The sequence below is a fragment of the Aliiroseovarius sp. S253 genome (assembly GCF_049800855.1).
GTDB lineage: Bacteria > Pseudomonadota > Alphaproteobacteria > Rhodobacterales > Rhodobacteraceae > Aliiroseovarius.
On record NZ_JBNAFW010000001.1, the window covers coordinates 143,454 to 167,127 of the forward strand.

The following is a 23,674-nucleotide window of genomic DNA, read 5'->3' on the forward strand; positions in this document are numbered from 1 at the left end:
CGAAGTGGAGGAATATCATGGCCCGAGTTGCACTCGTCACCGGAGGTTCGCGCGGTATTGGCGCATCAATTTCAAAAGCGCTGAAAGCGGAAGGCTACGAGGTCGCCGCGACCTTCGCCGGCAACGAAGAGAAAGCCGCAGCCTTCACCGCCGAGACCGGCATCAAGACCTACAAGTGGAATGTTGGCAGCTATGAGGAAAGCAAAGCTGGCATCGCACAGGTTGAAGCTGATCTTGGTCCTGTCGACGTAGTTGTTGCCAACGCAGGCATCACCCGCGACGCACCTTTCCACAAGATGACCCCCGAACAGTGGCAGGAAGTCATCGACACCAACCTGACCGGCGTGTTCAACACCGTACACCCGATCTGGCCCGGCATGCGTGAACGCAAGTTCGGCCGCATCATCGTGATCAGCTCGATCAACGGTCAGAAAGGCCAGTTTGCTCAGGTGAACTATGCTGCGACCAAAGCTGGCGATCTGGGTATCGTCAAGTCGCTGGCACAAGAAGGCGCACGTGCGGGCATCACCGCCAACGCCATCTGCCCCGGCTATATCGCGACCGAAATGGTTATGGCGATCCCGGAAAAAGTGCGCGATTCGATCGTTGCAGGCATCCCGGCAGGCCGTCTGGGTGAACCGGAAGAGATCGCGCGCTGCGTAGCCTTCCTGGCGTCCGATGATGCGGGCTTCATCAACGGTTCGACCATCTCGGCCAACGGTGCACAGTTCTTCGTTTAATTACGCAGGACAATCACAATTCAGGGGCTGGCTGTTATGGCCGGCCCTTTTTGTTTTCAGTGCGGCAAGGGGCAGCGCGAAGGCTGCTACGATCCAACGGCCCACCAGACGAAACATCTTGGAACGTTCGGCGTGAGCACGTTCGTAGGTAATACGAAGATCGGTCTGTGATGTGGCAGTTTCTAGCATGGCGTTATCTTTCTTAAGTCATCTTTGCCTGGCCCCAATATGGGGCTTTGAAAATCTAGCGACAAACGAGACTTTCCATCCTTTCGGGTAAATGATACTTAACTGAAATGAGCGATCGTCCACCCCCGTTAACCGCCCTGCGCGCATTTGATGCCGCTGCCCGCCATATGTCCTTCCAAAAAGCTGCGGCTGAACTGAATGTGACGCCAGCAGCCCTGTCCTTTCAGATCAAATCGCTGGAAGAACATTTTGGTGCTCCGCTATTTCATCGACTGAATCGCGCAGTTGAACTGACCGAGGCTGGACGCCTGCTTGCCCCCGGTGCGGCAGATGGGTTCGAGATGCTGACCAGCGCCTGGCGCAATGCGCGGCGCAGTTTGGACAGCAACACTCTGACCGTTACCGCCGGGCCAGCGTTTACGTCGAAGTGGCTTGCGCCTCGGCTGTATGCCTTCGCCCACGATCATCCTGAGATCGAGCTTCGCTTTGCGGCGGGTCTGAAGATGGTGGATCTGAACCGGGACGAGATCGATGTTGCCATCCGCTTTGGCTATGGTCCGGATGACGGGTTGTACTCTCATCCGCTGGCAAGCGAGTGGCTAACACCGGTGATGTTGCCTGCCTTGGCTGAGAAATATCCCGAGCCAAAAGACCTGCTGTCTGCCCCGCTGATTCACAACACATCAGATGACTTTCTGAACCCGCCATGCGACTGGCCGGCGTGGCTGCGCGCTGCTGGGGTAGAAGGCACCCCTCGCATCGCATCGGTATTCTCGCAGCCAGACCATGCGTTGGATGCGGCGATGGCGGGGGTGGGCGTTGTACTGGGGCGGCGCGCGTTTGTTGTGAAGTATCTGGCCGAAGGACGGCTGGTTGCGCCCTATGGCTTGGCCTTGTCGACTAAGGCGCGTTTTCGTTTCCTGTGCCGTCAGGGACAAGAAAACCGCCCTGCGATTGCGGCCTTCCGCGATTGGGTGATTGCAGAGATCGCAAAAAACACGCATGTGACTGAAAGTTTGAAAATCGTTTCGGTCGAGGATCAGTCGTGACACGCAAAACTGCCACCTTCATCGGGTTCATCGCCGTATTGCTGTGGTCGCTTCTTGCGCTGTTCACCGTAGGGACCGACCCTGTGCCGCCTTTCCAACTGGCCGCGATGACCTTTCTGGTGGGTGGAACGCTGGGCGTGATCTGGATTGGTGCGACTGAAGGTCTGGGCATTCTGCGCACCGTTAGCTGGCGAGTCTACGCATTCGGGACGTTGGGCCTGTTTGGCTATCACGCGCTATATTTTTCGGCATTGCGCATGGCACCCGCAGCCGAAGCTGGATTGATCGCTTATCTCTGGCCACTCTTTATCGTTTTGTTTTCCGGGCTGTTGCCAGGTGAAAGCCTTCGCCCAATGCATGTGATCGGTGCGTTGATCTCGTTTGCGGGTGCTGCGCTGATCGTGCTTGGAGGGGCTTCGGGATTTGATACAACTGCGCTGCCGGGCTTTGTTCTGGCGTTCCTCTGTGCGCTTACATGGTCGGGATATTCGGTTCTGTCACGGCGGCTGGGAAATACCCCCACGGCTTCGGTCGTGGTGTTCTGTCTTGCCACAGCCATTCTGTCTACTGGCGCACATTTCATGTGGGAGGACACGGTCTGGCCCAACGGCACGCTGGGCTGGGCATCCGTCTTGGGGCTGGGATTGGGGCCGGTCGGGTTGGCCTTCTATGTCTGGGATGTGGGTGTCAAACGCGGTGATATTCAGCTTCTGGGCGTCGCGAGCTATGGCGCGCCGTTGCTGTCCACGCTTGTGTTGATCTTGGCTGGTGTTGCCCAGCCTCACCCATCCTTGCTGATCGCGGGGGTGTTGATCACTGCTGGGGCTTTAATGGCGGCACGGGCCAGTGCCGGTTCGTCAAAACAGACCTGACCCGAGCCTAAAGTCGTCAGGCCGTAGCCGTCGTCAGTCGTTCAATTTCTTCCTTGAGCTGGAGCTTTTGCTTTTTTAGTTCGGATATCTCGGCGTCTGTACTGCCGGGCGCGCGCTGGATCTCTTCGACTTTTTCCGAGAGGACCTCGTGTTTCCTGCGCAGCTCTTCAAGATGCGAACTCATGCTCATGGGGATCCTCCTGTTGGTTTATAGAACGTACCGAGTGCACCACACTTTCTTCCGCTTGTCACGAAAACGTTGCAAATCTTTGCGGGTATCTGCTGACGTGGTTGCCTGGCGTTTAACCGTTCGGGCTTATCCCCAGTTCAAGGCAGCACCATCGCGCAGGATGGCTTGTATCGCAGGCGTATAATGCTCGCGATCCGAAGTATGTTCGGCGCCTTCATGCAGAACAATCGGTGCCGCCAGTCGAAACGCCGCGCGTCCGCCCTTGCGGGCCTGCACTAGCAACAGTTTCGCCGCACGGCCGGTGCGCGGTGACAGGGGCTGCACCACAACCGATCCCAATCGGTCATCGAGTGCCGAAAGAATGTCCGGCAGCCGCTCGGCCGCATTGATCATTGTCAGCATCCCACGCGGTTTCAGACGTCGCGTGGCCTGATCCATCCAAATGGCCAGCGGGGTTTCTTCGCCCATTGCCTGTTCACGTGCATCGTGCGGCGACATGCTGCCCCGTGCACGGTCAAAATAGGGCGGGTTCATGATTACATGATCGAAGTTCTGAGCGCGCAAAACCTCCGGCATCTGGGCCAGATCTCCGTCATGCACGGTCAGAGAAATTCCGTTGTCTTTCGCATTCTTGCGCGCCAATTCCGCATGATCCGCCTGGCGTTCAATTCCATGAAGCCCCAATCCCGGAATGCGTCGCCCAAGACACAAGGACGCAGCTCCGACACCGCACCCCAGCTCCAGCACTGACTGGCCGGACTGTGCGGGGACTGCGCTGGCCAGAAAGACAGGGTCGACGCCCGCACGATAGCCCGTTCTGGGTTGAGACAGCACCAACTGTCCGCCCAGAAAGTCATCCTGTGTCAGGTCGTCCAAGGTCATCATGGCCTTTCAGCTTTCGAAGGCGATGTCGTGGTCGCGCAGGATCGCGCGAGCGATGAACAGATCTTCGTCACGCACCATTAGGCGGCGCGGCAAAATGCCAATGGACCCTTCCAGCGCGCTCATATGGACGTCCATCGCAAAGCAAGCTATATCCTCGCCTGTAAGAAGGGCGGTGACGAAGGGGATCATGGTTGGATCCGTGGTTCTCAGAAGCTCTTTCATGCATTCGGAGATAAGGGCATCCCTGCCCATTTGTCGAGCCGGTTGACGGGAAGGTGAAGATGCTGATCGAAGCTGCACATAAACCGCATGAGCGTCTGGGTCAGCATCTGGCCGAGGATTTGGAGGCCGTGAATACCCTGATTCGCGAACGTATGGCCTCGAAACATGCGCCACGTATTCCCGAAGTGACTGCACATCTGGTTGATGCAGGCGGCAAACGTCTGCGCCCCATGCTGACTTTGGCGGCAGCGCGTCTGTGCGGCTATGAAGGCCCCTATCACATCCATCTGGCTGCAACGGTTGAATTCATTCACACCGCGACCCTGCTGCACGATGACGTGGTGGATGAAAGTGCTCAACGCCGTGGCCGTCCCACCGCAAACCTTCTGTGGGACAACAAATCCAGCGTTCTGGTCGGTGATTACCTGTTCTCGCGCTCGTTCCAGCTGATGACCGACACCGGGTCGCTGGATGTGCTGCGCATCCTATCCAATGCCTCGGCCACGATTGCCGAAGGCGAAGTGCTGCAGCTGACCGCTGCACAGGATTTGTCGACAGATGAAGACATCTATCGCCAGGTCGTGCGCGGCAAGACGGCGGCGCTTTTCTCGGCCGCGACCGAGGTGGGCGGCGTCATCGCGGATGCTCCCAAAGAACAAGTGCAAGCGCTGTTTGACTATGGTGACGCGCTGGGCATTTCCTTCCAGATCGTAGATGACCTTCTGGATTACTGGGGCGGCGACGCCACCGGCAAGAACATCGGCGACGATTTTCGCGAACGCAAACTGACCCTGCCGCTGATCAAAGCTGTGGCCAAAGCTGACGCAAATGAGCGCGCCTTCTGGATCCGAACGATCGAAAAAGGTCGTCAGGAAGAGGGTGACTTGGAGCACGCTCTGGTGCTTTTGAACAAACATGGCGCGCTGCAAGACACACGGGCCGAGGCCATTGCTTGGGCCGACAAAGCCAAAGCTGCCCTGACCGTACTACCCGACGCGCCGATCCGGCACATGCTCCACGACATCGCGGACTACGTGGTCGCACGTCTGAATTAAACTCTCATTTTCTTACCAGAAATATCCCGGGGGAGCGCGCAGCGCGGGGGCAGAGCCCCCTCAGGCTCACGAAGTGAGCCACCGAAGCCCTAGGATAGCTTTGCAGCTTCTACCCACCATTTCGGCTTCGTCTGCGCCAGTGCCTTTGCGCCCGCCTTCGCGGCGTCCTCTGTTTCGAACAAGGCAAAACACGTGGCCCCGGATCCAGACATCCGCGCCAGTCGTGCGCCGGGCAGATCCGATAGCGAGTCCAATACATCCTGAATGACCGGAGACCGAGCAATGGCTGGGGCTTCCAGATCATTGCGCTGGGTGGCGAGCCAGTCGATGAACGCGCCGGTCTTCATTCCTTGTGGGATTCGTTTGGGCATGGGCGGGTTCTGTTTGCTCTCCAAAGCCTTGAAGACTTCCGGGGTGGGCACATCAACGCCGGGATTTGCCAGAATCGCAAACAGGGGTGGTAGACCGGGGCAGGGGGCGACGTCTTCGCCAATGCCGCGCATGCGCGCCGCTTGTCGCATCAGGCAGACACGCACATCTGCACCCAGTTCTGCCACGCCTTCGGGTAGGCGCGTATCTCCCAGCAAGTCCGACAGCGCCAATATGGTCGCTGCCGCGTCCGAGCTTCCGCCCCCGATCCCTGCCGCTGCGGGAAGATGCTTGGACAGAACGATATGCACAGGGACGCCAAACAGGTCCGCTGCGCGGGCGACAAGATTGGTGCCATCGGTCGGGACGCCCTCGGCGCGTGGACCGATCACTTCAAGTCGGTTCGCCTCAGCTGGCATCACGGTGATCCGGTCGCCCACATCGGCAAAGACCACAAGGCTGTCCAGCAAGTGATAGCCATCGCGTCGCTGTCCCGTGACGTGCAGGGTCAGGTTCACCTTAGCGGGGGCGAAAACCTTGGTGATGCTCATTCGGTGGCGCGCAGGGGATCGGCCCCTTCTTCTTCCAGCACTAAGTCCAGACCGACCTCAAGCTTGCGACGGATGCGGTCAGGATCCAGCTCGGTCAGGTCTGTGTCATCGGTGATGAAGCTCAGGGCGCGGCTCCATTGGAACTCGGCCTCGCGCTTGCGGCCAACGGCCCAATAGGTGTCGCCCAGATGGTCATTTAGGATGGGTTCCACCGGCTCCAGCTCGACCGCGCGCTCCATTTGCTCGACGGCGTCGTCATAGCGGCCCAAGCGATAGAAAACCCAACCCAGACTGTCGACGATATAGCCGCGATCCGGTCGGGCCGCGACAGCGCGTTCGATCATGCCCAGAGCCTCGTCCAGTTTTTCGCGGCGTTCGACCAGCGAGTAGCCCAGATAGTTCAAGACTGTGGGTTGTTCAGGGCTGAGTTCCAGAGCTTTGCGGAAATCGGCCTCGGCGGCGGTCCAATCGTCTAGTTTATGAGCGGCAATTGCGCGTTGGAAATAGGTGGGCCATTGGGCAGGCAGGTCGGCTTCGAACCGTGAAATGGCCAGATCATAAGCGTCGCGGGCTTCGGCAAAGCGGTCTTGCTGCATTAACGTGTCCCCAAGCGCCACGCGGAAGCGGACCGTGTCGGGGAAGGCTTCGGCAAGGGTGCGCAGCTCTCCTGTGGCTTCGTCCAGCCGGTCGGCTCGGCGCAGCACATCGGTGCGGCCAAGAGCGGCGTGCTGATAGGCGAAGCTGTCTTGGGGGACACGGCCAAAGGTCTCGATCGCCAAGTCATGATGCCCCATTCCCTCAAGGATCTGGGCTGAAAGAACCAGAACTCCTGCGTGGGTGGGCACCAGATGCTCGGCCAAGCGGTTGTAAAGCAGGATGCCGGTTTGATCGCCTTCGGTCCCAACCGTTTCGGCAACGGCGAATAGAAGCTCAGCGATACCGTCTTGTGGCGACCGAATGACGTTGAACTCAAGCGTCTTTCCGGATTCAAGATCTGCAATCATTTGCTCGACTTCCGGATCGGTCATGCCGGACTGCGCCGCTTTCATCAGCTCAAGAGCTTCCTCTTGGCGATCGCTTTGGCTAAGCGCCTGGGCATGGGCAAACAGGCCCGAGCGGTTCAGCTGCAACGCCCCGTCCTCGCCCCCCAGAATGCTTGCCGCGCCTTCGAAGTCGCCGACATAGGCCAGTGCCAAGGCTTTTTGATACAGCGTGAAGCCAAGGCTGGCGCTGTCTTCGCCCAGCGTGTCAAAAATGGTCAGCGCATCCGACATTTTGCCCTGCCCAATGCGGATCCATGCCTGAATCATTTGATCAATGACCGGTGCGATCGATACCTTGCTGCCCACAAGTCCGGTCGCCGTGTCCCAGTCGTCTGATTTCAGCGCTTCGCCCAACAAGACCAAGGCTGCGATCTGGTTGCCTTCACTGACCGACGCCAGCCTGCGCGCATAGGGCAGCGCATCATCCAGTTTTCCCAGCGCAATCTGGGCGACAATCAGCCCTTCTAACACGTCCAGATTTTCGGGATCTTTGGCAATGGCACGGGTGCCAAATTCGACCATCTCGGGGAAGTTGCGCGACAGATCGGCGTGGCGCGCGGCAAGATATGCCCCGGCTGCGCTGTCCGCATATGCGGCTGATCCTGCCGCGCAGTACGCGGCCAGGAGGGCAGGAAGGGCAAGGCGGCGCATGGCCGAAGATGTCAGGCGGAACAAGGGCATATATTCCTTAAGTCGCAGCAGGTTTTCTTCGATGGAACCTAATGTGCCTGCAAGTTGAAAACAATGAGGGGCAGCACATGGCCACCCCTCTTTGTCGTTTTTTTGATCACTTGCGATCACATGTTTGGATAGTTCGGCCCGTCGCCACCCTGCGGAACCGTCCAGGTGATGTTCTGGCTGGGGTCCTTGATGTCACAGGTCTTGCAGTGGACGCAGTTCTGGAAGTTCACCACAAAGCGCGGGTCTTTGCCGTCTTCTTCAACCACTTCGTAAACGCCAGCCGGGCAGTAACGCTGCGCAGGCTCTGCGAACTCGGGCAGGTTGACCGAGATCGGCAGGTCCGGGTTGGCCAGTTTCAAGTGGCAGGGCTGGCTTTCTTCGTGGTTGGTGGCCGCGAAGGACACGTTGGTCAGGCGGTCAAAGGACAGCGTGCCATCGGGCTTAGGATAGTCGATTTCCGGGTAATCCGCAGCCTTGCCGGTTGCTTCTGCATCGTTCTTACCGTGTTTCACGGTGCCGAAGGGCGACCAGCCGGTGATCGACTGTACCCACATGTCCAGTCCGCCCAGCATCAGCGATGCGGTGAGGCCATATTTCGACCAGAGCGGCTTAACGTTGCGGACCTTCTTCAGGTCTTTCGCAACTTCGCCGGTGCGCAGTTCTTCTTCATAGTCGTTCAGCTCGTCACCGGTGCGGCCTGCCTTGATGGCTTTCACGGCAGCATCAGCGGCAGCGATACCCGACAGCATGGCGTTGTGGTTGCCCTTGATGCGCGGGACGTTCACCAGACCGACCGAGCAGCCCAGCAGGGCGCCACCAGGGAACGAGGCTTTCGGCATCGACTGATAGCCGCCCTCGGTGATCGCACGCGCGCCGTAAGCGACGCGTTTGCCGCCTTCCAGCAGCTTTGCGATCTCGGGGTGATGCTTGAAGCGCTGGAACTCCATGTAGGGATAGAGGTGCGGGTTCTTATAGTTCAGGTGAACCACGAAACCGACGTAAACTTGGTTGTTTTCCAAGTGATAGATGAACGAGCCACCGCCGGCGTTCGAACCCAGTGGCCAACCCATCGTGTGGGTCACGGTGCCTTCGCGGTGCTTGGCGGGATCGATCTCCCAGATTTCTTTCATGCCTACGCCGAACTTCTGAACGTCGCGGCCAGCCTGAAGGTCGTATTTGCCGATGATTTCTTTCGCCAGCGAACCACGGACACCTTCCGAGATGAAGACGTATTTGCCGTGCAGTTCCATGCCCGGCTCGGTGTTCTCGCCATAGGATCCGTCAGCTTCCAGACCGAAGACACCTGCAACGACGCCCTTCACTTCGTCGTTTTCGCCGTAGACCAGCTCGGATGCTGCCATGCCGGGGAAGATCTCCACGCCAAGTTCTTCAGCTTGTTCTGCCATCCAGCGGCAGACGTTGGCCATCGACACGATGTAGTTGCCGTGGTTGTTCATCAACGGGGGCATTGGCCAGTTCGGCACGCGGATATGACCTGCCGGTCCAAGTACAAGGAAGTTGTCTTTCTTCACTTCCGTCTTGATCGGTGCGCCTTTTTCTTTCCAGTCCGGGATCAGCTTGTCCAAGCCGCAGGTGTCTAGAACGGCACCCGACAGGATGTGCGCCCCAACTTCCGAGCCCTTCTCAAGCACCACGACCTCAAGGTCTGGGTCTTGCTGTTTCAGACGAATGGCGGCGGACAGGCCTGCGGGGCCTGCGCCCACGATGACCACGTCGTATTCCATGCTTTCGCGTTCGATGTCGCTCATAATCTTTTCCCCGGTCGATCCGTTTCGCAAGATCGTTAGCTTGACGCACAGGGCGGGTCAATCAGGACACGACGTTACAAGGGTGAGTTTCCGACAAATTTGCCAAACCTTGGCTTTGTTTGCGCTGACACGGGTGGATCGGGCGCGGGGCACCTGATTTCGGATCCAATCGCACCTGCAAACAAGGGCGTTGCAAATCGTGTCGGATTGCTAGATTTTCGTCCCGACCGAGCCGCAATGAGAACACGCTGTCGGGCGCAATGGTGCCGGGCGACCAAATATGAACAGGTTTGATGGATAAGATACCTTTGACCCGCGCGGGTCACACCGCGCTGAATGACGAGTTGAAACAGCTGAAGTCAGTAGAACGCCCCGCGATCATCGAGGCGATTGCCACCGCGCGTGAACTTGGCGACCTGAAAGAGAACGCCGAATACCATTCGGCGCGCGAAAAGCAGGGCTTTATCGAAGGCCGCATCAAAGAGCTGGAAGGCATTCTGTCGCTGGCCGAAGTGATCGACCCCGCCAATATGTCGGGGACTGTTAAGTTTTCGGCGACCGTCACTATTGTAGACGAAGATACCGACGAAGAGAAAACCTATCAGATCGTAGGCGAACCCGAAGCCGATATCGAAAGTGGCAAGCTGAACATCAAGTCACCGCTCGCGCGTGCCCTGATCGGCAAGGAAGAAGGCGACAGCGTCGAAGTCCGCACGCCGGGTGGCGAGAAAGCCTATGAAATTCTGAGTATCGACTGGATCTGACCGTGGCAGACAAGCCTCAGATGAAGGACGTCAAGCAAGCGAAACCTAAAGGTGCCGCGCCATTGGACCTGTTGTCCGAGGTTCCTCCGCTCAGCATGGCCGAGGTAATCGGCCTTGCCCTGTCCTTTGTCTGGCTGGCGGCCTGTGCGATGTTTTTCATCGTGCTGGGCACAGGCTCGTCTGACGACGCGTTTGACCCGTTGCGTTTTGTGATGGTCGTTGTCGCGATCGCGATGCCTGTTGCGATGATTTGGGTGGCCGTGGCGGCGATGCGCTCGGCCCGGATCATGCGCGAAGAAAGCACACGGCTGAAGGCCGCCATCGACGGAATGCGCACGGCATATTTGCAGCAGCAACAAGGTGTGGGCGGCAATGGCGCGCAGGCCTCTAAGGTCGAGCAGAAACTGGAAGAGATCGCCAAGGTTTCACGCCGGACTGAAACGGCTCTGGCGACCTTTGTGTCCATCCGCCCTGGCATGCCCAGCTTGACCAATCCACATCCGATGCCCATCGCACCTGCTTTGGGCGCAGAGGAGATGCCGAAAGACCCCGAAGACCAGACCAGTCTGGAGCTTGGTACGCCGGCCGAGGACATGATCCCACCTCTGTCGATCGAGGATTTCATCCGCGCGATGCACTTCCCGGAACATGCCGAGGATGCCGAGGGCTTCCGCGCCTTGCGCCGTGCACTTGAGGACCGGCAGGTTGCTGGGCTGATCCAAGCCGCTCAGGATATTCTGACTCTAATGTCGCAGGACGGCATCTATATGGATGATTTGCGTCCTGATCGCGCCCGGCCCGAGGTTTGGCGCAAGTTTGCAGCCGGTGAACGGGGCAAGGGCATTGCCGCACTTGGTGGCGTTCGGGATCGCTCGTCTTTGGCCCTGACCGCTGGGCGGATGCGCAAGGACCCAATCTTCCGCGATGCCGCGCACCATTTCCTGCGGCGCTTCGACCAGACTTTTGCGCAGTTCGAAAAGAACGCGTCAGACGCGGATCTGGCGGCGATGGCTGACACCCGAACTGCGCGGGCTTTCATGCTGTTGGGTCGTGTGACTGGAACCTTCGACTGAGGTCGCGTTAGCCTGCACGCTTCTGACTGGCATAGGCGGCGGCCATGCTGATTGCCGCAATCACTCCACACATTAAAACCGCCCGCAGAACCGCCCCGTTAGTGGCACCCCAAATCGCGACAGAGCCAGCGAAGGCCAGCAGCATTGCGCCCGCAGCCAACCCGGTCACGCGGACCGCAGGTTTGGCGGCAGCGCGTGTACGACCCTGCCAAAGCCGCCGAAGCGTCGCCAGCATTTTCCCGATGTCGGTCTGAATTGCGATCAGAGACGGAACGATCAACAGCACCAGGAACATCCCGAATCCAAGCCCATAAACCAGCGTGATCACTGTGGGCTTCAGGAACTGTGCCTGCCGCGATGTTTCGTACAGCAAGGGCATTAGGCCCAGCACCGTCGTCAATGTGGTCAACATCACCGCACGCAGGCGGTCGGCAGCACCTTCGATGATTGCCGGAATGATTCCACGCTCTCGCGCGTATTCGTCGATGGTTGTTACCAGCACGATGGAATCGTTGATGATAATCCCAGTCATCCCGATCAACCCCACGACCGAGAACATGGACAACGGCACATCCCATTGCACATGCCCGTAAATCGCACCGACCAACCCGAAGGGAATGATCGACATGACCACCAACGGCCGCGTCCAGCTTGAGAAGATCCACGCGAGCGTCAGGAATATTCCCAGCAACACTAAGACCAGACCCGTACGGGCATCCGACAGAAAGTCTTTTTGCTGTTCGGCCAACCCGCCGATCCGGTATTCAATCGAATGAGTCTCGGCCAGTGCGGGCAGGATCTCGGTCTCGATCGTGCGCTGGATCTCTTCTGCGCGGGCGGCGTTGTCTTCGCTGATATCGCCAGAGACATTGACCATCCGAATGCCGTTTTCGCGTTGGACGGTGGCAAACCCTTGGCGTGTCTGCACGGATACCAGATCCGCCAGACTGACATAGGCGCCAGCCTGCGTGCGTAGTTGCATCCGCTCTAGAAAATCAGCCGAACGTTCGCCGTCGGGGATTTCGACCCGGATTTCGGCCGAACGTGTGCCATCGGGATAGGTCGCGGCCTCGACCCCGTTCAGGCGATTGCGCAACACACGGCTGAGGTCATCAATGGTGAACCCAAGTGCCTTGCCCTGCGCGGTCAGATCGAGAACCAGCTCTTCCTTGTCATAGCTCAGGCTGTCTTCCAGCGCCGATACTTCGGGGTATTGGATCAGCTGCGTTTTCAGGTCTTCGGCTGCGGCCTTCAGTGTTTCGGACGTGGCCCCAAACAGATCGACGTCAAGACTGTCGCCGCCCGGTCCAAAGCGTCCACCGCGGAAGGATAGAACCTCCAACAGCGGATGGTTCACGATCTCTTCTTGCAGGGCCGAGACGAGTTCGAAGGTGGAATAGGGGCGCAGGTCGGCGTCGATCAGCTCGATCACGATGGACCCAAGAAGATCGGCGTCTTTGTTGTCCACGCCCGACAAGCCGCGTCCTGCGTTCCCGCCGATCTGTGCCAACGCATGCGCCACGGGACTTGCGCCGTAGGTTTCTTCGAATTCGGCAGTCGTCTGTTCCACAGCGCGCTGCACATTGTCCAACATGGCGCGGGTGTCGGCGCGGGTTGCGCCCTCGGCCATCGCGAAATTCGCCGTGATCGACGAGCGTTCAGGCGCGCTGAAAAAGCGGAAGGTCAGGTCGCCCCGGATGAAGACCGAGGCTTGGCTGACTAAGATCAGGATGGTTGCCGCAATCACCGGATAACGCGCCTTGATCACCAGCGCCATCAAGGGGCGGAAGCCCTTGTCGCGCACCCAGCGGAAGCCTTTGTTCACCTGCCGGGATGGCCAATCATACCAGTGTTCTTTCGCCGTGTGGGTCAGAGCATGCGCCATGTGGTGCGGCAGGATCAGGAAGCATTCGATCAGAGACGCGGTCAGAACCACGATGACGGTGAAGGGGATGTCCGTAATCAGATCTCCGAACCGGCCTCCGATCGAGGTTAAGCCGAAGAACGCAATGATTGTGGTCAGCGTGGCGGAAAAAACCGGCGGGAACATCCGCCTTGCCGCGTTTTCGGCAGCCGTGAACGGTTCTTCGCCCAGTCGTCGTGCCCGGAAGTCCGCGTGCTCGCCCACCACAATGGCGTCATCCACCACGATCCCCAGCGTGATGATCAGCGCGAAAAGTGAGATCATGTTGATCGTGATCCCAGACATATACATCAAGAAAACGGCGGTGGTCATGGCTACGGGGATCCCCGCAGCCACCCAGAACGCGGTGCGGGCGTTCAGGAAGAGGAAGAGCAGCAGCAGCACCAGCCCAAGCCCCTGAAGGCCGTTTTCGGTCAGCATCTTTAGACGGGCAGAAATCAGGGCAGAGCGTGTGCGCATCAGCTCGATCTCGACCCCTTCGGGCAGAGTTTCCAGCATTTCGGCGCGGATTTCTTCCACAATCTCTTGCAGTTCAATCGCATCCCCTTGGGCAGAGCGCGAGACATTCAGCGCCATCGCCGGATCGTCGCCCACGAAATAAGATCGGTTGCGGTTCACGCCTTCGACGCGGACCATCGCCACATCTCCGATGGTCAGATTTGACCCGTCTGGATTTGCGCGCAGGACCAATGCAGCAATGTCATCAGGGGTCCGTTTTGGGTCACCTGTGCGAACCCGCGCCGCACCGGATGACACGTTGCCCGCCGGGTTCGCGCTGACCTCGCCCGCGATCACTTCGGCGATCTGGGCCATCGTTACATCATGTTCGATCAGCGACAGTGACGTGACTTCGACCACAGTTTTCGGGGCGGCAAAGCCCCGGATCGAGGTGCGAGTCACGCCGCGTTCAAACAGGCGGATCACCATTTCGTCGGCAAATCGACCCAACTGTTCGATGGCTACGGGACCCGAGATCACCACATCCGTAACGCTGTCGCGCCATGCGCCGCGTCGGACCGTGGGGGTGTCTGCGTCTTCGGGCAGATCGGTGATTTCGTCCACCGCGACCTGAATATCATCGGCTGCCTGATTGACGTCCCAGCCGGGTTCGAACTCCATTTCGATCCGGGCGCGGCCCTCGAAGGCGCGCGAGCTGACGCTGGATACGCCGTCCACGGCCAGAAGCGCAGGTTCCATCACCTGCACGATGGCGGTGTCTACATCTTCAGCCCCCGCACCCTGCCAACTGGTTGTGACGGTGACGCTTTCAACGATCACATCGGGGAAGAACTGCGCACGCATCTGCGGATAGCTGGCGATGCCAAGCGCCATCAGGATCACCAACAGAAGGTTGGCGACCGTGGCGTGGCGCGTGAAATAGGACAGGATGCCGGTGGCAGGGGTCATGGATCAGTTCCCCATCCGCTTTTCAAGCCGCGCCAGAGTGTCGGCAGGCAACTCGCCCTCTTCCAACTGGCGCAGAATGCGATCACGGGCGGGTTCAGGCATCCGTGTGTTGCTTTCCACAAAGCTTTTCAGAAGGGCAATTCGGGCAGGGTCCAGCGCGACCATTTCGGGTTTGGCTTCCGGGGCCAGCTTGCCGTCGCGCACAGGGCGCACGCGAATGCCTTCGCCCAAAACGGGGCTGCGCTTGGTGATTGCCTCGCGTCCGCTCAGACCTTTGGTGCGGACCAGAACGTCATCGCCCTGACGGCGGAGCAGCATCACTTGCGCGCTTTCCAGCCGGTCCTCGTCGCCCAGAAGCAAGATATTGCCCGAGGCATCCAGAGCGGTCGCTGGCAGGCGCACCACTTGGTCCAGCGGCGGTTCCGATAGTTCGACCGTTACGAAATCGCCCGGACGCAAGCCCGGCGTCGCGTCCAGATTGGCAAAGAGCATTCGGCCCGTTTGCCCTTCACCTACATCCGCACTTTCGCGGTCCACCCGGCCTGTGGCCGTCAGATCAACGCCCGTGGCTTCGAGCCGGATATTCACCGGCAGATCTGCAAGTGCGCCGTTGTCTGCCAGCAGCCGCGCATATTGCGCGGTTGAGACGCGGAATCCGACCTCAAGCTTATTGGGATCTACCAGCCGCCCAAGCTTTTCGTTCGGGGTGATAAGCCCGCCAAGCAAGACGGTTACATCGGTCAGAGTGCCTGAAAACGCGGCTCGAATCTCGGTTTCATTTAGTCGGCGCTGGGCTTCGTCGCGGGCAATTCCACGACGGGACAGGCTGGCTTCGGCTGTGGCCACTCGGGCTTCGGCGGTGATGACCGCCTGCCGTTTCCCCAGCACAGCTTGCGCGGCGGATGACGCCGCAAGAGCCGCGTTTTCGACGGCGGCTTCGGTGCCCACACCCCGGCCAACAAGATCGTTCTGCCGGGCGAGCGCGGCGTCACGCAAATCGGCCTGACCTCGGGCGTTCTCTAAATCATCTCGTGCTAGATCTAAGGCGGATTTGGCGTCGCGCAGTTCGGCCTCGGACTGGATCAAATCGGTTTCCGCCAAAGAAAGTGCAGCTTTGTAATCTGTGGGATCTATGCGCAGCAAAAACGCGCCTTCTTCGACCTGCCCGCCATTCACAAAGACGTCGGACATTTCAACCACCGTACCCGAGGCGCGGGCGCGGATGTCCAAGCCACGGCGCGTGGCCAGCTCTCCGAAGGATGACAGGATGGGGGTAATGGTTGCGGGTTCCAGCAAAACCACGTTGGCCGAAAATACCCGTTCACGGCCCGAAGGGGCTGCGTTGTCACGATCCGCGCGTGCCTTGAAGGCTGATTGCACCATCAGTGCGGCCATCGCCAGAAGGCCGATCGTTGCAGCCAGCAGGAAAAGCCCAATCAGGCTGCGTCCCAGAAATCGCATAAATCTCTCCGTCTCATCCGATGCCATCCTGACCTGCACCACAGGCGGGGGCAAGCGGCGTGTGGTCACAGTTTCGATGGGGCCAGCCCCGTGTGATCCTTACGGATCAAACGGACGAGCGGTTTATTTCCGTCGTTTATGTTCGTCCAAACGCGGAAAAATTTCGACGAAATTGCAAGGGGGATGGCGATAATCCAGTTGATGCACCAGAATTTCGTCCCACGCGTCCTTGCAGGCGCCGGGGCTGCCGGGCAGAGCGAAGAAGTACGTGCCGTTGGCGACGCCACCCGTGGCGCGGCTTTGCACGGCCGAAGTGCCGATTTTTTTCATCGAGACGATGGTGAACACGGTCCCGAATGCCTCGATTTCCTTTTCATAGACATCGCGATGTGCCTCGACCGAGACATCCCGGCCAGTCAGTCCCGTGCCGCCTGTCGAAATCACCACGTCGATTTCGGGGTCCAAGGACCACGCGCGCAGCTGATCCGCGATCTCGCCCCGCTCATCGCGGATAATCTTGCGATCAGCCAGAAGATGCCCGGCATCTTCCAGCCGTTTGACCAAGGTATCGCCCGAGCGGTCCTCGTCCATCGAGCGGCTGTCGGACACGGTCAGAACAGCGATGCGGACCGGAATGAACTCGCGTTGGTTGTCGGCGGGGATCTTGGACATGATGTGGCCTGTGTCTTTAGCGGGCTATGCGCCCTCGTTCAGTTTCGCTTGAATTTCCAGCAGATCCGCCCATGCCTCGCGCTTGGCGGCGGGGTTGCGCAGCAGATAGGCGGGGTGGAACATCGGCATGATCGGCTTGCTCCATTGGGTGTCCCAAGTGCCGCGCAGGCGGGTGATGCCGCGCTTGCCCAGAACGGCCTGACAGGGCGAGTTTCCCATCAAGACAATCAGCTCTGGTGCGACCAGTTGCACGTGGCGTTCAAGGAAAGGGACCATCATGGCCATTTCCTCGGGGCTGGGATCACGGTTTTGCGGGGGGCGCCAGGGCATCACATTGGTGATGTAAACGGCGTCCTTCGACAGGGGCACGTCGCGTCCCATATCGATGGCTGCGAACATCTTGTCCAGAAGCTGGCCTGCGCGACCGACAAAGGGGCGGCCCTCGATATCCTCGTCCCGGCCCGGCGCCTCGCCGATGATCATCACGCGCGCGGCGGGGTTGCCGTCGGAAATGACCGTGTTGCGCGCGCCTTTCTTCAGCTCGCAGCCGTCGAAGGCTTTCATCGCAGCTTTCAGTCCATCCAGATCCTGCGCACCCGCTGCGGCCTGTTTGGCCAGCGCGACATAGTCGATTTTAGGCTCAGCAGGCGGCGGAGTTGGGGCCGCACGTTTCGGCAGCTCGACCGGCATGGATTTGCGGGCTTCGGGCGCGGGTTTCGGCTCGGACGGGGCCAAAGCATAGCGATCCACCGGGGCGTCGGAAATTGCATCCACCGCGCCCAGCTCGATCTGCCATTCCAAAAGCGCTTTTGCGCTGTGCCAGTCTTGTGCCGATTCCATGGGATGCAGCCTAAGTGCAGCCGCAGGGAAGGTAAACGCCCCACGATCGCACCTTGTACGCACACAAGGGATAGACGAACCCGCGCCCCGAAACTATAAGCGCGTGGAACACAGGACGGAGGCCCGTATGACATTCCGCCAACGACATCTTCTGGGGATCGAACAGCTTCACCCCGAAGAGATCAAAACCGTTCTCGATCTTGCCGACAGCTATGCCGAGATGAACCGTTCATCCGTCAAGCATTCCGATGCTTTGGCCGGGCTGACCCAGATCAACATGTTTTTCGAGAACTCCACCCGCACACAGGCGTCTTTCGAGATCGCCGGCAAGCGTCTGGGCGCGGATGTGATGAACATGGCGATGCAGGCGTCGTCCATCAAAAAGGGCGAGACGCTGATTGATACGGCGCTGACGCTGAACGCGATGCATCCCGACCTGCTGGTCGTACGCCACCCGCACTCGGGCGCGGTGAACCTGCTGGCCGAAAAGGTGAACTGCGCGGTGTTGAATGCAGGCGACGGCAAGCACGAGCATCCCACACAGGCGCTGTTGGACGCGCTAACCATCCGGCGCGAAAAGGGCCGGCTGCATCGTCTGACAATTGCGATCTGTGGTGACATTGCGCACTCGCGCGTGGCGCGCTCGAACCTGATTCTTCTGGGCAAGATGGAAAACCGTGTGCGTCTGGTCGGTCCGCCGACCCTGATGCCCAGCCAGATCGACCAGTTCGGGGTCGAGGTCTATCACGACATGGAAGAGGGTCTGAAAGACGCCGACGTCGTCATGATGCTCCGCCTTCAGCGCGAGCGCATGGATGGTGGCTTCATCCCGTCGGAACGCGAGTATTACCACCGCTATGGTTTGGACGCCGAAAAGCTGGCCCATGCCAAGGATGACGCCATCGTCATGCACCCCGGTCCAATGAACCGCGGGGTCGAGATCGATGGAACCATCGCCGACGACATTAACCGATCCGTTATTCAAGAGCAGGTCGAAATGGGCGTCGCCGTGCGCATGGCCGCGATGGATTTGCTGGCACGCAACCTGAAAGCCGAACGCGAGAGCCGAACCGAGGGTGTCTATGTCTGAGCAAGAGTTCGAACTGGAACCCCGTCTGGAAAGCCAGACCGCCCCCGAGCTTGAGCCGGGTGAAAAGCTGATCGAAAGCTTTTCGGGCAACACGTCGACCTATGTGAAAGAGCACGTGATGCTGGCCGCTTTGGGCGCGGTTGTGATCTCGGGCGGGCTGATGGCAATGGGCAATCCTCATCCCTGGACCGGCGTGATTGGATCTGTCGCAGCAATTGCCGTGCGCGGGCTGTATGTCGCGAAGGAACAGCTTGGCTTCACATGGCACCTGACCAACCGCCGCCTGATCGGCCCGGGCGGACGCACCGTGCTTATGACCTCGATCGACAAGGTGAACGTGATTTTCACCGCCGCCCAGATCGTCACACTGTCGGGCGACAAATACATGCTGAAATATCAGGCCGACGCCAAGGCCACCCAAGCCGCGATTGATCGTGCGAGAGGGGCCGCATGACGGATCAACTGCGGGAACTTGGTTGGGGTGACTATCTGGACGAAGGGGAAGAGATCCTCTGGCAGGGACGGCCCGATCAAAGCGTAGCGCTGGCGTTGGATTTTCCAGTTGTCTGGTCCCTAGCGGGCGCATTCTTTCTGTGTGTTCTTGCTGTGTCCATTTCCCAAGGCATTCTAAACGCGACCGTTCTTTCGACGCTCGTCTTTCTGGCTTTTGTTGTCTTGGTTTGCTTGCTGACGGACACTTATCGCAGACGCTCGACGTGGTACACGCTCACAAGTCGTCGGGCCTTTGTAGCTACGGATTATCCTATGGTTGGGAAAAGTATCACAAGCTACCGGATCACCCCGGAAATGGTTGTGGAATTCCAACCCCGAGCGCCGGCGTCGATTTTCTTCGCGGAAGAATGGCGCGATTATGGAAGAGAACGTGAACTGGTCAAAGTCGGCTTTAGACGCCTGGCCGATGGCCAGAAGGTGTATCGACTTATTCAAGACATTCAAATGAAAGGGGCGGTACAATGACCACCACCTTCACCAATGCTCGCCTGATCAACCCGGAAACCGGCACCGACGAAATCGGCAGCCTGACCATCGAAGGCGGGCTGATCACCGGCATCAACGAGGGCGAGGAAGGCGACGTCGTTGATTGCGGCGGAAAATGTCTGGCCCCCGGCATTGTGGATATCGGTGTGAAGATCGGCGAGCCGGGAGAGCGGCACAAGGAAAGCTTCCGCACCGCCGGGCTGGCGGCCGCGGCAGGCGGTGTGACCACAATGGTCATTCGCCCCGACACCACCCCCGCCGTGGACACGCCCGAGACGTTGTCCTTCGTGACCCGCCGCGCAGGGCAGGTGAGCCCTGTGAACGTGCATTCCATGGGCGCTTTGACCAAAGGCCGCGAAGGCCGCGAGATGGTCGAGATGGGCTTTATGCTGGATGCGGGCGCGATTGCCTTTACCGATTGCGACCACGTTGTGACCGACAACAAGGTCTATTCCCGCGCCATGACCTATGCGCGGTCTTTGCGTGCGCTGATCATCGGCCACCCACAGGATCCCCAACTGTCCAAAGGGGCGGCGGTGACCTCGGGCAAGTTTGCATCCTTGCGCGGTCTGCCCGCCGTTAGCCCTCAGGCTGAGCGGATGGGGCTGGAACGTGATCTGGTGCTAGCCGAGATGACGGGCGTTGCCTATCACGCTGACAGTCTGTCCACCGCGAAATCACTGCCTGCGCTGGAGCGAGCGAAAGCGGCAGGCGTGGACGTGTCAGCCGGGGTGAACATTCACCATCTGACCCTGAACGAGCTGGACGTCGGCGACTACCGCACGTTCTTCAAAGTCAAACCGCCTCTGCGCAGCGAAGACGACCGCCTTGCAATGGTGGATGCTGTGGCTTCCGGCCTGATCGACATCATTTCTTCGATGCACACGCCGCAGGATGAGGAAAGCAAACGCCTTCCTTTCGAAGAAGCGGCCTCTGGTGCAGTCGCGTTGGAAACCCTACTGCCCGCAGCGATGCGTCTGGTGCATGCGGGTCTGATCGACCTGCCTACGCTCTGGCGTGCGCTGTCCCTGAACCCGGCCCGACGCTTTAACCTGCCGGGAGGAGAGCTGACCGTGGGCGCCCCCGCCGATCTGGTTCTGTTTGACCCGGATGCGCCTTTCGTTCTGGACCGCTTTAAGCTGAACTCGAAATCCAAGAACACGCCCTTTGATGGCGCACGGATGGAGGGCAAAGTGCTGGGCACATGGGTCGCCGGTGAGCGCGTATTTGGGGGCGACGATGCCTGAGCTGATCACCTCGTTCCCGCTGCTGATCCTTGTTGCTGTCGCGGGCTATCTTCTGGGCTCGATCCCTTTTGGCATCGTCATGGCACGGCTGTTCGGTCTGGGCGATCTGCGCCAGATCGGGTCGGGCAACATCGGCGCCACCAACGTGCTGCGCACCGGTAACAAGCCCGCCGCCTTCCTGACCCTGATCGGAGACGCCGGCAAAGGTGGAGCCGCCGTTCTGCTGGCTCGCGCCCTGTTTGCCGAAGACGCCGCCCAACTGGCAGGGTTCATGGCCTTCCTCGGTCACTGTTTCCCGGTGTTTCTGGGCTTCAAAGGCGGCAAGGGTGTCGCCACGTGGCTGGGCACAATGCTGGCGCTAGCCTTCCCGCTGGGGCTGGCCGCCTGTGCCACATGGCTTGTCACCGCGCTGGTCTTCCGCATCTCCTCGCTCGCCGCCTTGGTCGCAGCGGCGCTGTCGCCCATCGCCGCACTGGTGTTCGGCTGGAACAGCCTTGTTCTTATTTCGGTTGCATTGGGCGCCTTGATTTTCCATCGCCACCGCGCGAACATCGCACGTATTAAATCGGGTGACGAGCCACGCATTGGGCGCAAGTGAAGCCAAGAGTAACAAGGAGTAATCCTAATGGATTTTCAGACTTCTGTTAGAACATGCTTTCAGAAATACGTAACCTTTTCAGGCCGCGCGATACGAAGTGAATACTGGTGGTTCTCTCTGTTCCTTATCCTCGCTTCGATTGTTTTGGGTCTTGTGGACAGTGTGCTGTTCGGCTGGGAGACGCTGTTTTCTCCGTTGGGTGATCTGTTCTCGCTGGCGACGATTCTGCCAAGCTTGGCTGTTACTTCGCGCCGTTTGCACGATATCGACAAATCCGCGTGGTGGATGCTACTGATCCTTCTGCCTATTATCGGCTGGATCGTTCTGATCTATTGGATGTGCCAGCCCGGCACGCAGGGCCCGAACCAGTTCGGCAACGACCCGTTTGGCAACGATCCGATTGATCACGATGACAACGACTATGCGCCGTCTTCGATCCCGACTGTCGGTGACTGATCATCCGTTGATCTGAAACACTTTATCTTTCGACGTCGCGCCTTGGATCAGTTCAAGGCGCGATTTTGCTATGCCGAGCGCGTCCGCCAGCAGCTTTAAGACCGCCTTGTTGGCCTTGCCGTTTTCGGGCGCGGTTGTGGTCTGGATCCGAATCTGCCCTTCGCGCAACATGACCTCGTTGCGGGATGCCTTGGGCGTCACCCGCACTGCGATCCGCGCTCGGTCTTCCACCAGATATGACAACTCGGCTTTCTTCATGAGCGCAGAGTGCCGTGCGGGGCTGGACGACGCAAGGCCGCTGGGTCACTGTGCTGACAACATGGAGGGCAAGATGCGCAAGACAGGGTTTTTCTGGGACGAGAAGTGCTTTTGGCATTCGGGTGGCAACTATGCTGGCAACTTGCCTGTGGGCGGACTGGTGCAGCCTTTGGCGGCAGGTGGCTTACCGGAAAGCCCTGAAACCAAGCGACGTTTGAAAAATCTGATGGATGTGACCGGGCTGTCGGGTGCGCTGGACGTGCGCACCGCTGCCCAGTCCGATATCGAGACGCTTGCGCGCGTACATCCGGCGTCTTTCTTGTCGGACTTCAAAGCCGCATCGGATACGGGTGGAGGAGAGCTGGGCCTGCGCACGCCTTTCGGTCAGGGTGGATACGAGATCGCAGCGCTGTCAGCGGGCCTGTCTGTCGCGGCGCTTGAAACCGTTCTGCGGGGCGAGGTTGACAACGCCTATGCCCTTTCGCGCCCGCCGGGGCATCACTGTCTGCCGGACTTCCCGAATGGCTTTTGCTTGCTGGCCAACCTTGGCATCGCGATCCGCAACGCGCAGGCCAAGGGATTGGCCAAGCGTTTTGTCGTGCTGGATTGGGACGTGCATCATGGCAATGGGACCGAGGCGATTTTCATCGACGATCCCGATGTGCTGACCATCTCGATCCATCAGGAACGGAACTATCCGCTGGACACGGGCGACGCAGACGTGCGCGGGGAAGGCAAGGGGGAGGGCGCCAATGTGAACCTGCCGCTGCCGCCGGGTGCAGGGCATGCGACCTATATCGAAGCGATGGAGCGGATTATCCTGCCTGCCATCCGCGCCCATGAACCCGAAGTGATCGTAGTCGCCAATGGCTATGACGCGGCGGTGATTGATCCGCTGTCCTGCATGTTGGCGACCGCCGATACATTCCGCCAGATGACCCGCATGGTCATGCAGTTGGCCGATGACATCTGCGACGGGCGGGTGATGATGGCGCACGAGGGCGGGTACTCCGAGGTCTACGTCCCCTTCTGTGGCCATGCCGTGCTGGAAGAGATGTCAGGGTCGGACATTCACGCCCCTGATCCATTGGCCGAGGCCTTCAACATCCGTCAGCCAAACAAAACGGCCGAGGCATTCTTTTCCGGACAATTGTCAGACTTGTCAGATTTCTTCAATGTAAAGTGACTTAACATCTTGACGTTGGGCCATACAGCCCCGACATACCCCCCAAGCCAGCCGCCTCCCGCGGCCAAGCAAGATATTGCTCTG

At 59.4% G+C, this 23,674-nt stretch carries 24 protein-coding genes; 13 read left to right on the forward strand and 11 right to left on the reverse strand.

The window, feature by feature from the left end:
* The first annotated feature begins 17 nt into the window (after positions 1-17).
* The 3 genes from phbB (at position 18) to ACP15F_RS00755 (ending at position 2,850) form a co-directional block, all read left to right on the forward strand.
* Positions 18-740: an acetoacetyl-CoA reductase gene (phbB, locus tag ACP15F_RS00745; protein ID WP_108855279.1), complete on the forward strand. Its 723-nt coding sequence runs from the start codon at positions 18-20 to the stop codon at positions 738-740.
* 296 nt (positions 741-1,036) lie between these two features.
* Complete coding sequence (locus tag ACP15F_RS00750; protein WP_424938946.1) at positions 1,037-1,978, forward strand: transcriptional regulator GcvA; 942 nt, start codon at positions 1,037-1,039, stop codon at positions 1,976-1,978.
* A complete protein-coding gene (locus ACP15F_RS00755; protein WP_424938947.1) occupies positions 1,975-2,850 on the forward strand; it encodes a DMT family transporter in 876 nt (291 codons plus the stop codon). Before ACP15F_RS00750 ends, ACP15F_RS00755 begins: the two co-directional genes overlap by 4 nt.
* Positions 2,851-2,866: 16 nt before the next feature.
* Here the strand turns inward: ACP15F_RS00755 and ACP15F_RS00760 are convergent, their stop codons facing one another.
* The 3 genes from ACP15F_RS00760 to ACP15F_RS00770 all read right to left on the reverse strand — a co-directional run bounded on the left by ACP15F_RS00760 (position 2,867) and on the right by ACP15F_RS00770 (position 4,147).
* A complete protein-coding gene (locus ACP15F_RS00760) occupies positions 2,867-3,040 on the reverse strand; it encodes a YdcH family protein (RefSeq protein WP_424938948.1) in 174 nt (57 codons plus the stop codon).
* A 126-nt stretch (positions 3,041-3,166) separates the two neighbouring features.
* Positions 3,167-3,925: a tRNA1(Val) (adenine(37)-N6)-methyltransferase gene (locus tag ACP15F_RS00765; protein WP_424938949.1), complete on the reverse strand. Its 759-nt coding sequence runs from the start codon at positions 3,923-3,925 to the stop codon at positions 3,167-3,169.
* Between the two features lie 6 nt (positions 3,926-3,931).
* Positions 3,932-4,147 (reverse strand): DUF2007 domain-containing protein, encoded by a 216-nt coding sequence (locus ACP15F_RS00770; RefSeq protein WP_108855285.1) that lies wholly within the window; start codon positions 4,145-4,147, stop codon positions 3,932-3,934.
* Positions 4,148-4,206: 59 nt separating this feature from the next.
* On the opposite strand from ACP15F_RS00770, the gene ACP15F_RS00775 reads away from it, so the two are divergent.
* The gene (locus ACP15F_RS00775) at positions 4,207-5,202 is read left to right on the forward strand and encodes a polyprenyl synthetase family protein (protein WP_424938950.1); all 996 of its coding nucleotides are present in this window, start codon (positions 4,207-4,209) and stop codon (positions 5,200-5,202) included.
* 89 nt (positions 5,203-5,291) lie between these two features.
* Here ACP15F_RS00775 and ACP15F_RS00780 read toward each other — a convergent pair whose 3' ends face one another.
* From ACP15F_RS00780 to ACP15F_RS00790, 3 genes are all read right to left on the reverse strand, one after another.
* On the reverse strand, positions 5,292-6,122 hold the full coding sequence (locus ACP15F_RS00780; protein ID WP_424938951.1) for a 4-(cytidine 5'-diphospho)-2-C-methyl-D-erythritol kinase: 831 nt from the start codon (positions 6,120-6,122) through the stop codon (positions 5,292-5,294).
* Positions 6,119-7,840: a tetratricopeptide repeat protein gene (locus ACP15F_RS00785; protein WP_424938952.1), complete on the reverse strand. Its 1,722-nt coding sequence runs from the start codon at positions 7,838-7,840 to the stop codon at positions 6,119-6,121. Before ACP15F_RS00785 ends, ACP15F_RS00780 begins: the two co-directional genes overlap by 4 nt.
* A 122-nt stretch (positions 7,841-7,962) precedes the next feature.
* Positions 7,963-9,615, reverse strand: coding sequence for a 4Fe-4S dicluster domain-containing protein (locus ACP15F_RS00790; RefSeq protein ID WP_424938953.1), 1,653 nt, complete (start codon positions 9,613-9,615; stop codon positions 7,963-7,965).
* 293 nt (positions 9,616-9,908) lie between these two features.
* Between ACP15F_RS00790 and greA the strand changes: the two genes are divergently transcribed.
* Both greA and ACP15F_RS00800 read left to right on the forward strand, forming a co-directional pair.
* Positions 9,909-10,379, forward strand: a complete 471-nt coding sequence (gene greA / locus ACP15F_RS00795) for a transcription elongation factor GreA (RefSeq protein WP_424938954.1) — start codon at positions 9,909-9,911, stop codon at positions 10,377-10,379.
* Positions 10,380-10,381: 2 nt separating this feature from the next.
* On the forward strand, positions 10,382-11,452 hold the full coding sequence (locus ACP15F_RS00800) for a hypothetical protein (RefSeq protein ID WP_424938955.1): 1,071 nt from the start codon (positions 10,382-10,384) through the stop codon (positions 11,450-11,452).
* 7 nt (positions 11,453-11,459) lie between these two features.
* Here the strand turns inward: ACP15F_RS00800 and ACP15F_RS00805 are convergent, their stop codons facing one another.
* From ACP15F_RS00805 to ACP15F_RS00820, 4 genes are all read right to left on the reverse strand, one after another.
* Entirely contained in the window at positions 11,460-14,783 is a 3,324-nt protein-coding gene (locus ACP15F_RS00805; RefSeq protein WP_424938956.1) for an efflux RND transporter permease subunit, read from the reverse strand.
* A gap of 3 nt (positions 14,784-14,786) precedes the next feature.
* Positions 14,787-16,244: an efflux RND transporter periplasmic adaptor subunit gene (locus ACP15F_RS00810; RefSeq protein ID WP_424938957.1), complete on the reverse strand. Its 1,458-nt coding sequence runs from the start codon at positions 16,242-16,244 to the stop codon at positions 14,787-14,789.
* A 123-nt stretch (positions 16,245-16,367) separates the two neighbouring features.
* On the reverse strand, positions 16,368-16,916 hold the full coding sequence (moaB, locus tag ACP15F_RS00815) for a molybdenum cofactor biosynthesis protein B (RefSeq protein ID WP_424938958.1): 549 nt from the start codon (positions 16,914-16,916) through the stop codon (positions 16,368-16,370).
* Positions 16,917-16,940: 24 nt separating this feature from the next.
* Positions 16,941-17,756 carry a uracil-DNA glycosylase gene (locus ACP15F_RS00820; RefSeq protein ID WP_424938959.1) on the reverse strand — a complete coding sequence of 272 codons (816 nt, stop codon included), beginning with the start codon at positions 17,754-17,756 and terminating at the stop codon, positions 16,941-16,943.
* 127 nt (positions 17,757-17,883) lie between these two features.
* On the opposite strand from ACP15F_RS00820, the gene ACP15F_RS00825 reads away from it, so the two are divergent.
* From ACP15F_RS00825 to ACP15F_RS00850, 6 genes are read left to right on the forward strand one after another with little or no spacing between them, the layout of a single operon-like run.
* Positions 17,884-18,846, forward strand: a complete 963-nt coding sequence (locus ACP15F_RS00825; protein WP_424938960.1) for an aspartate carbamoyltransferase catalytic subunit — start codon at positions 17,884-17,886, stop codon at positions 18,844-18,846.
* The gene (locus tag ACP15F_RS00830; protein WP_424938961.1) at positions 18,839-19,300 is read left to right on the forward strand and encodes a hypothetical protein; all 462 of its coding nucleotides are present in this window, start codon (positions 18,839-18,841) and stop codon (positions 19,298-19,300) included. The genes ACP15F_RS00825 and ACP15F_RS00830 overlap by 8 nt, the downstream gene beginning before the upstream one ends.
* Positions 19,297-19,824: a hypothetical protein gene (locus ACP15F_RS00835; protein WP_424938962.1), complete on the forward strand. Its 528-nt coding sequence runs from the start codon at positions 19,297-19,299 to the stop codon at positions 19,822-19,824. Before ACP15F_RS00830 ends, ACP15F_RS00835 begins: the two co-directional genes overlap by 4 nt.
* Positions 19,821-21,092, forward strand: coding sequence for a dihydroorotase (gene pyrC, locus ACP15F_RS00840; RefSeq protein ID WP_424938963.1), 1,272 nt, complete (start codon positions 19,821-19,823; stop codon positions 21,090-21,092). Before ACP15F_RS00835 ends, pyrC begins: the two co-directional genes overlap by 4 nt.
* A complete protein-coding gene (plsY, locus tag ACP15F_RS00845) occupies positions 21,085-21,690 on the forward strand; it encodes a glycerol-3-phosphate 1-O-acyltransferase PlsY (RefSeq protein WP_424938964.1) in 606 nt (201 codons plus the stop codon). The genes pyrC and plsY overlap by 8 nt, the downstream gene beginning before the upstream one ends.
* Before the next feature lie 27 nt (positions 21,691-21,717).
* Entirely contained in the window at positions 21,718-22,146 is a 429-nt protein-coding gene (locus ACP15F_RS00850) for a DUF805 domain-containing protein (RefSeq protein WP_424938965.1), read from the forward strand.
* Here the strand turns inward: ACP15F_RS00850 and ACP15F_RS00855 are convergent, their stop codons facing one another.
* Positions 22,147-22,404 carry a DUF167 domain-containing protein gene (locus ACP15F_RS00855; RefSeq protein WP_424938966.1) on the reverse strand — a complete coding sequence of 86 codons (258 nt, stop codon included), beginning with the start codon at positions 22,402-22,404 and terminating at the stop codon, positions 22,147-22,149. It lies immediately after the preceding gene.
* Between the two features lie 73 nt (positions 22,405-22,477).
* Between ACP15F_RS00855 and ACP15F_RS00860 the strand changes: the two genes are divergently transcribed.
* On the forward strand, positions 22,478-23,590 hold the full coding sequence (locus ACP15F_RS00860) for a class II histone deacetylase (RefSeq protein ID WP_424940918.1): 1,113 nt from the start codon (positions 22,478-22,480) through the stop codon (positions 23,588-23,590).
* Positions 23,591-23,674 lie beyond the last annotated feature (84 nt).

Bases quoted from the DNA above. Each gene is read 5' to 3' on its own strand.
- ACP15F_RS00805 (WP_424938956.1), bottom strand. From the start codon at position 14,783: ATGACCCCTGCCACCGGCATCCTGTCCTATTTCACGCGCCACGCCACG.
- ACP15F_RS00765 (WP_424938949.1), bottom strand. From the start codon at position 3,925: ATGATGACCTTGGACGACCTGACACAGGATGACTTTCTGGGCGGACAG.
- ACP15F_RS00810 (WP_424938957.1), bottom strand. From the start codon at position 16,244: ATGCGATTTCTGGGACGCAGCCTGATTGGGCTTTTCCTGCTGGCTGCA.
- ACP15F_RS00825 (WP_424938960.1), top strand. From the start codon at position 17,884: ATGACATTCCGCCAACGACATCTTCTGGGGATCGAACAGCTTCACCCC.
- ACP15F_RS00790 (WP_424938953.1), bottom strand. From the start codon at position 9,615: ATGAGCGACATCGAACGCGAAAGCATGGAATACGACGTGGTCATCGTG.
- ACP15F_RS00855 (WP_424938966.1), bottom strand. From the start codon at position 22,404: ATGAAGAAAGCCGAGTTGTCATATCTGGTGGAAGACCGAGCGCGGATC.
- greA (WP_424938954.1), top strand. From the start codon at position 9,909: ATGGATAAGATACCTTTGACCCGCGCGGGTCACACCGCGCTGAATGAC.
- ACP15F_RS00820 (WP_424938959.1), bottom strand. From the start codon at position 17,756: ATGGAATCGGCACAAGACTGGCACAGCGCAAAAGCGCTTTTGGAATGG.
- ACP15F_RS00860 (WP_424940918.1), top strand. From the start codon at position 22,478: ATGCGCAAGACAGGGTTTTTCTGGGACGAGAAGTGCTTTTGGCATTCG.
- plsY (WP_424938964.1), top strand. From the start codon at position 21,085: ATGCCTGAGCTGATCACCTCGTTCCCGCTGCTGATCCTTGTTGCTGTC.
- ACP15F_RS00750 (WP_424938946.1), top strand. From the start codon at position 1,037: ATGAGCGATCGTCCACCCCCGTTAACCGCCCTGCGCGCATTTGATGCC.
- pyrC (WP_424938963.1), top strand. From the start codon at position 19,821: ATGACCACCACCTTCACCAATGCTCGCCTGATCAACCCGGAAACCGGC.
- phbB (WP_108855279.1), top strand. From the start codon at position 18: ATGGCCCGAGTTGCACTCGTCACCGGAGGTTCGCGCGGTATTGGCGCA.
- ACP15F_RS00780 (WP_424938951.1), bottom strand. From the start codon at position 6,122: ATGAGCATCACCAAGGTTTTCGCCCCCGCTAAGGTGAACCTGACCCTG.
- ACP15F_RS00835 (WP_424938962.1), top strand. From the start codon at position 19,297: ATGACGGATCAACTGCGGGAACTTGGTTGGGGTGACTATCTGGACGAA.
- ACP15F_RS00850 (WP_424938965.1), top strand. From the start codon at position 21,718: ATGGATTTTCAGACTTCTGTTAGAACATGCTTTCAGAAATACGTAACC.
- ACP15F_RS00775 (WP_424938950.1), top strand. From the start codon at position 4,207: ATGCTGATCGAAGCTGCACATAAACCGCATGAGCGTCTGGGTCAGCAT.
- ACP15F_RS00770 (WP_108855285.1), bottom strand. From the start codon at position 4,147: ATGAAAGAGCTTCTGAGAACCACGGATCCAACCATGATCCCCTTCGTC.
- ACP15F_RS00830 (WP_424938961.1), top strand. From the start codon at position 18,839: ATGTCTGAGCAAGAGTTCGAACTGGAACCCCGTCTGGAAAGCCAGACC.
- ACP15F_RS00760 (WP_424938948.1), bottom strand. From the start codon at position 3,040: ATGAGCATGAGTTCGCATCTTGAAGAGCTGCGCAGGAAACACGAGGTC.
- moaB (WP_424938958.1), bottom strand. From the start codon at position 16,916: ATGTCCAAGATCCCCGCCGACAACCAACGCGAGTTCATTCCGGTCCGC.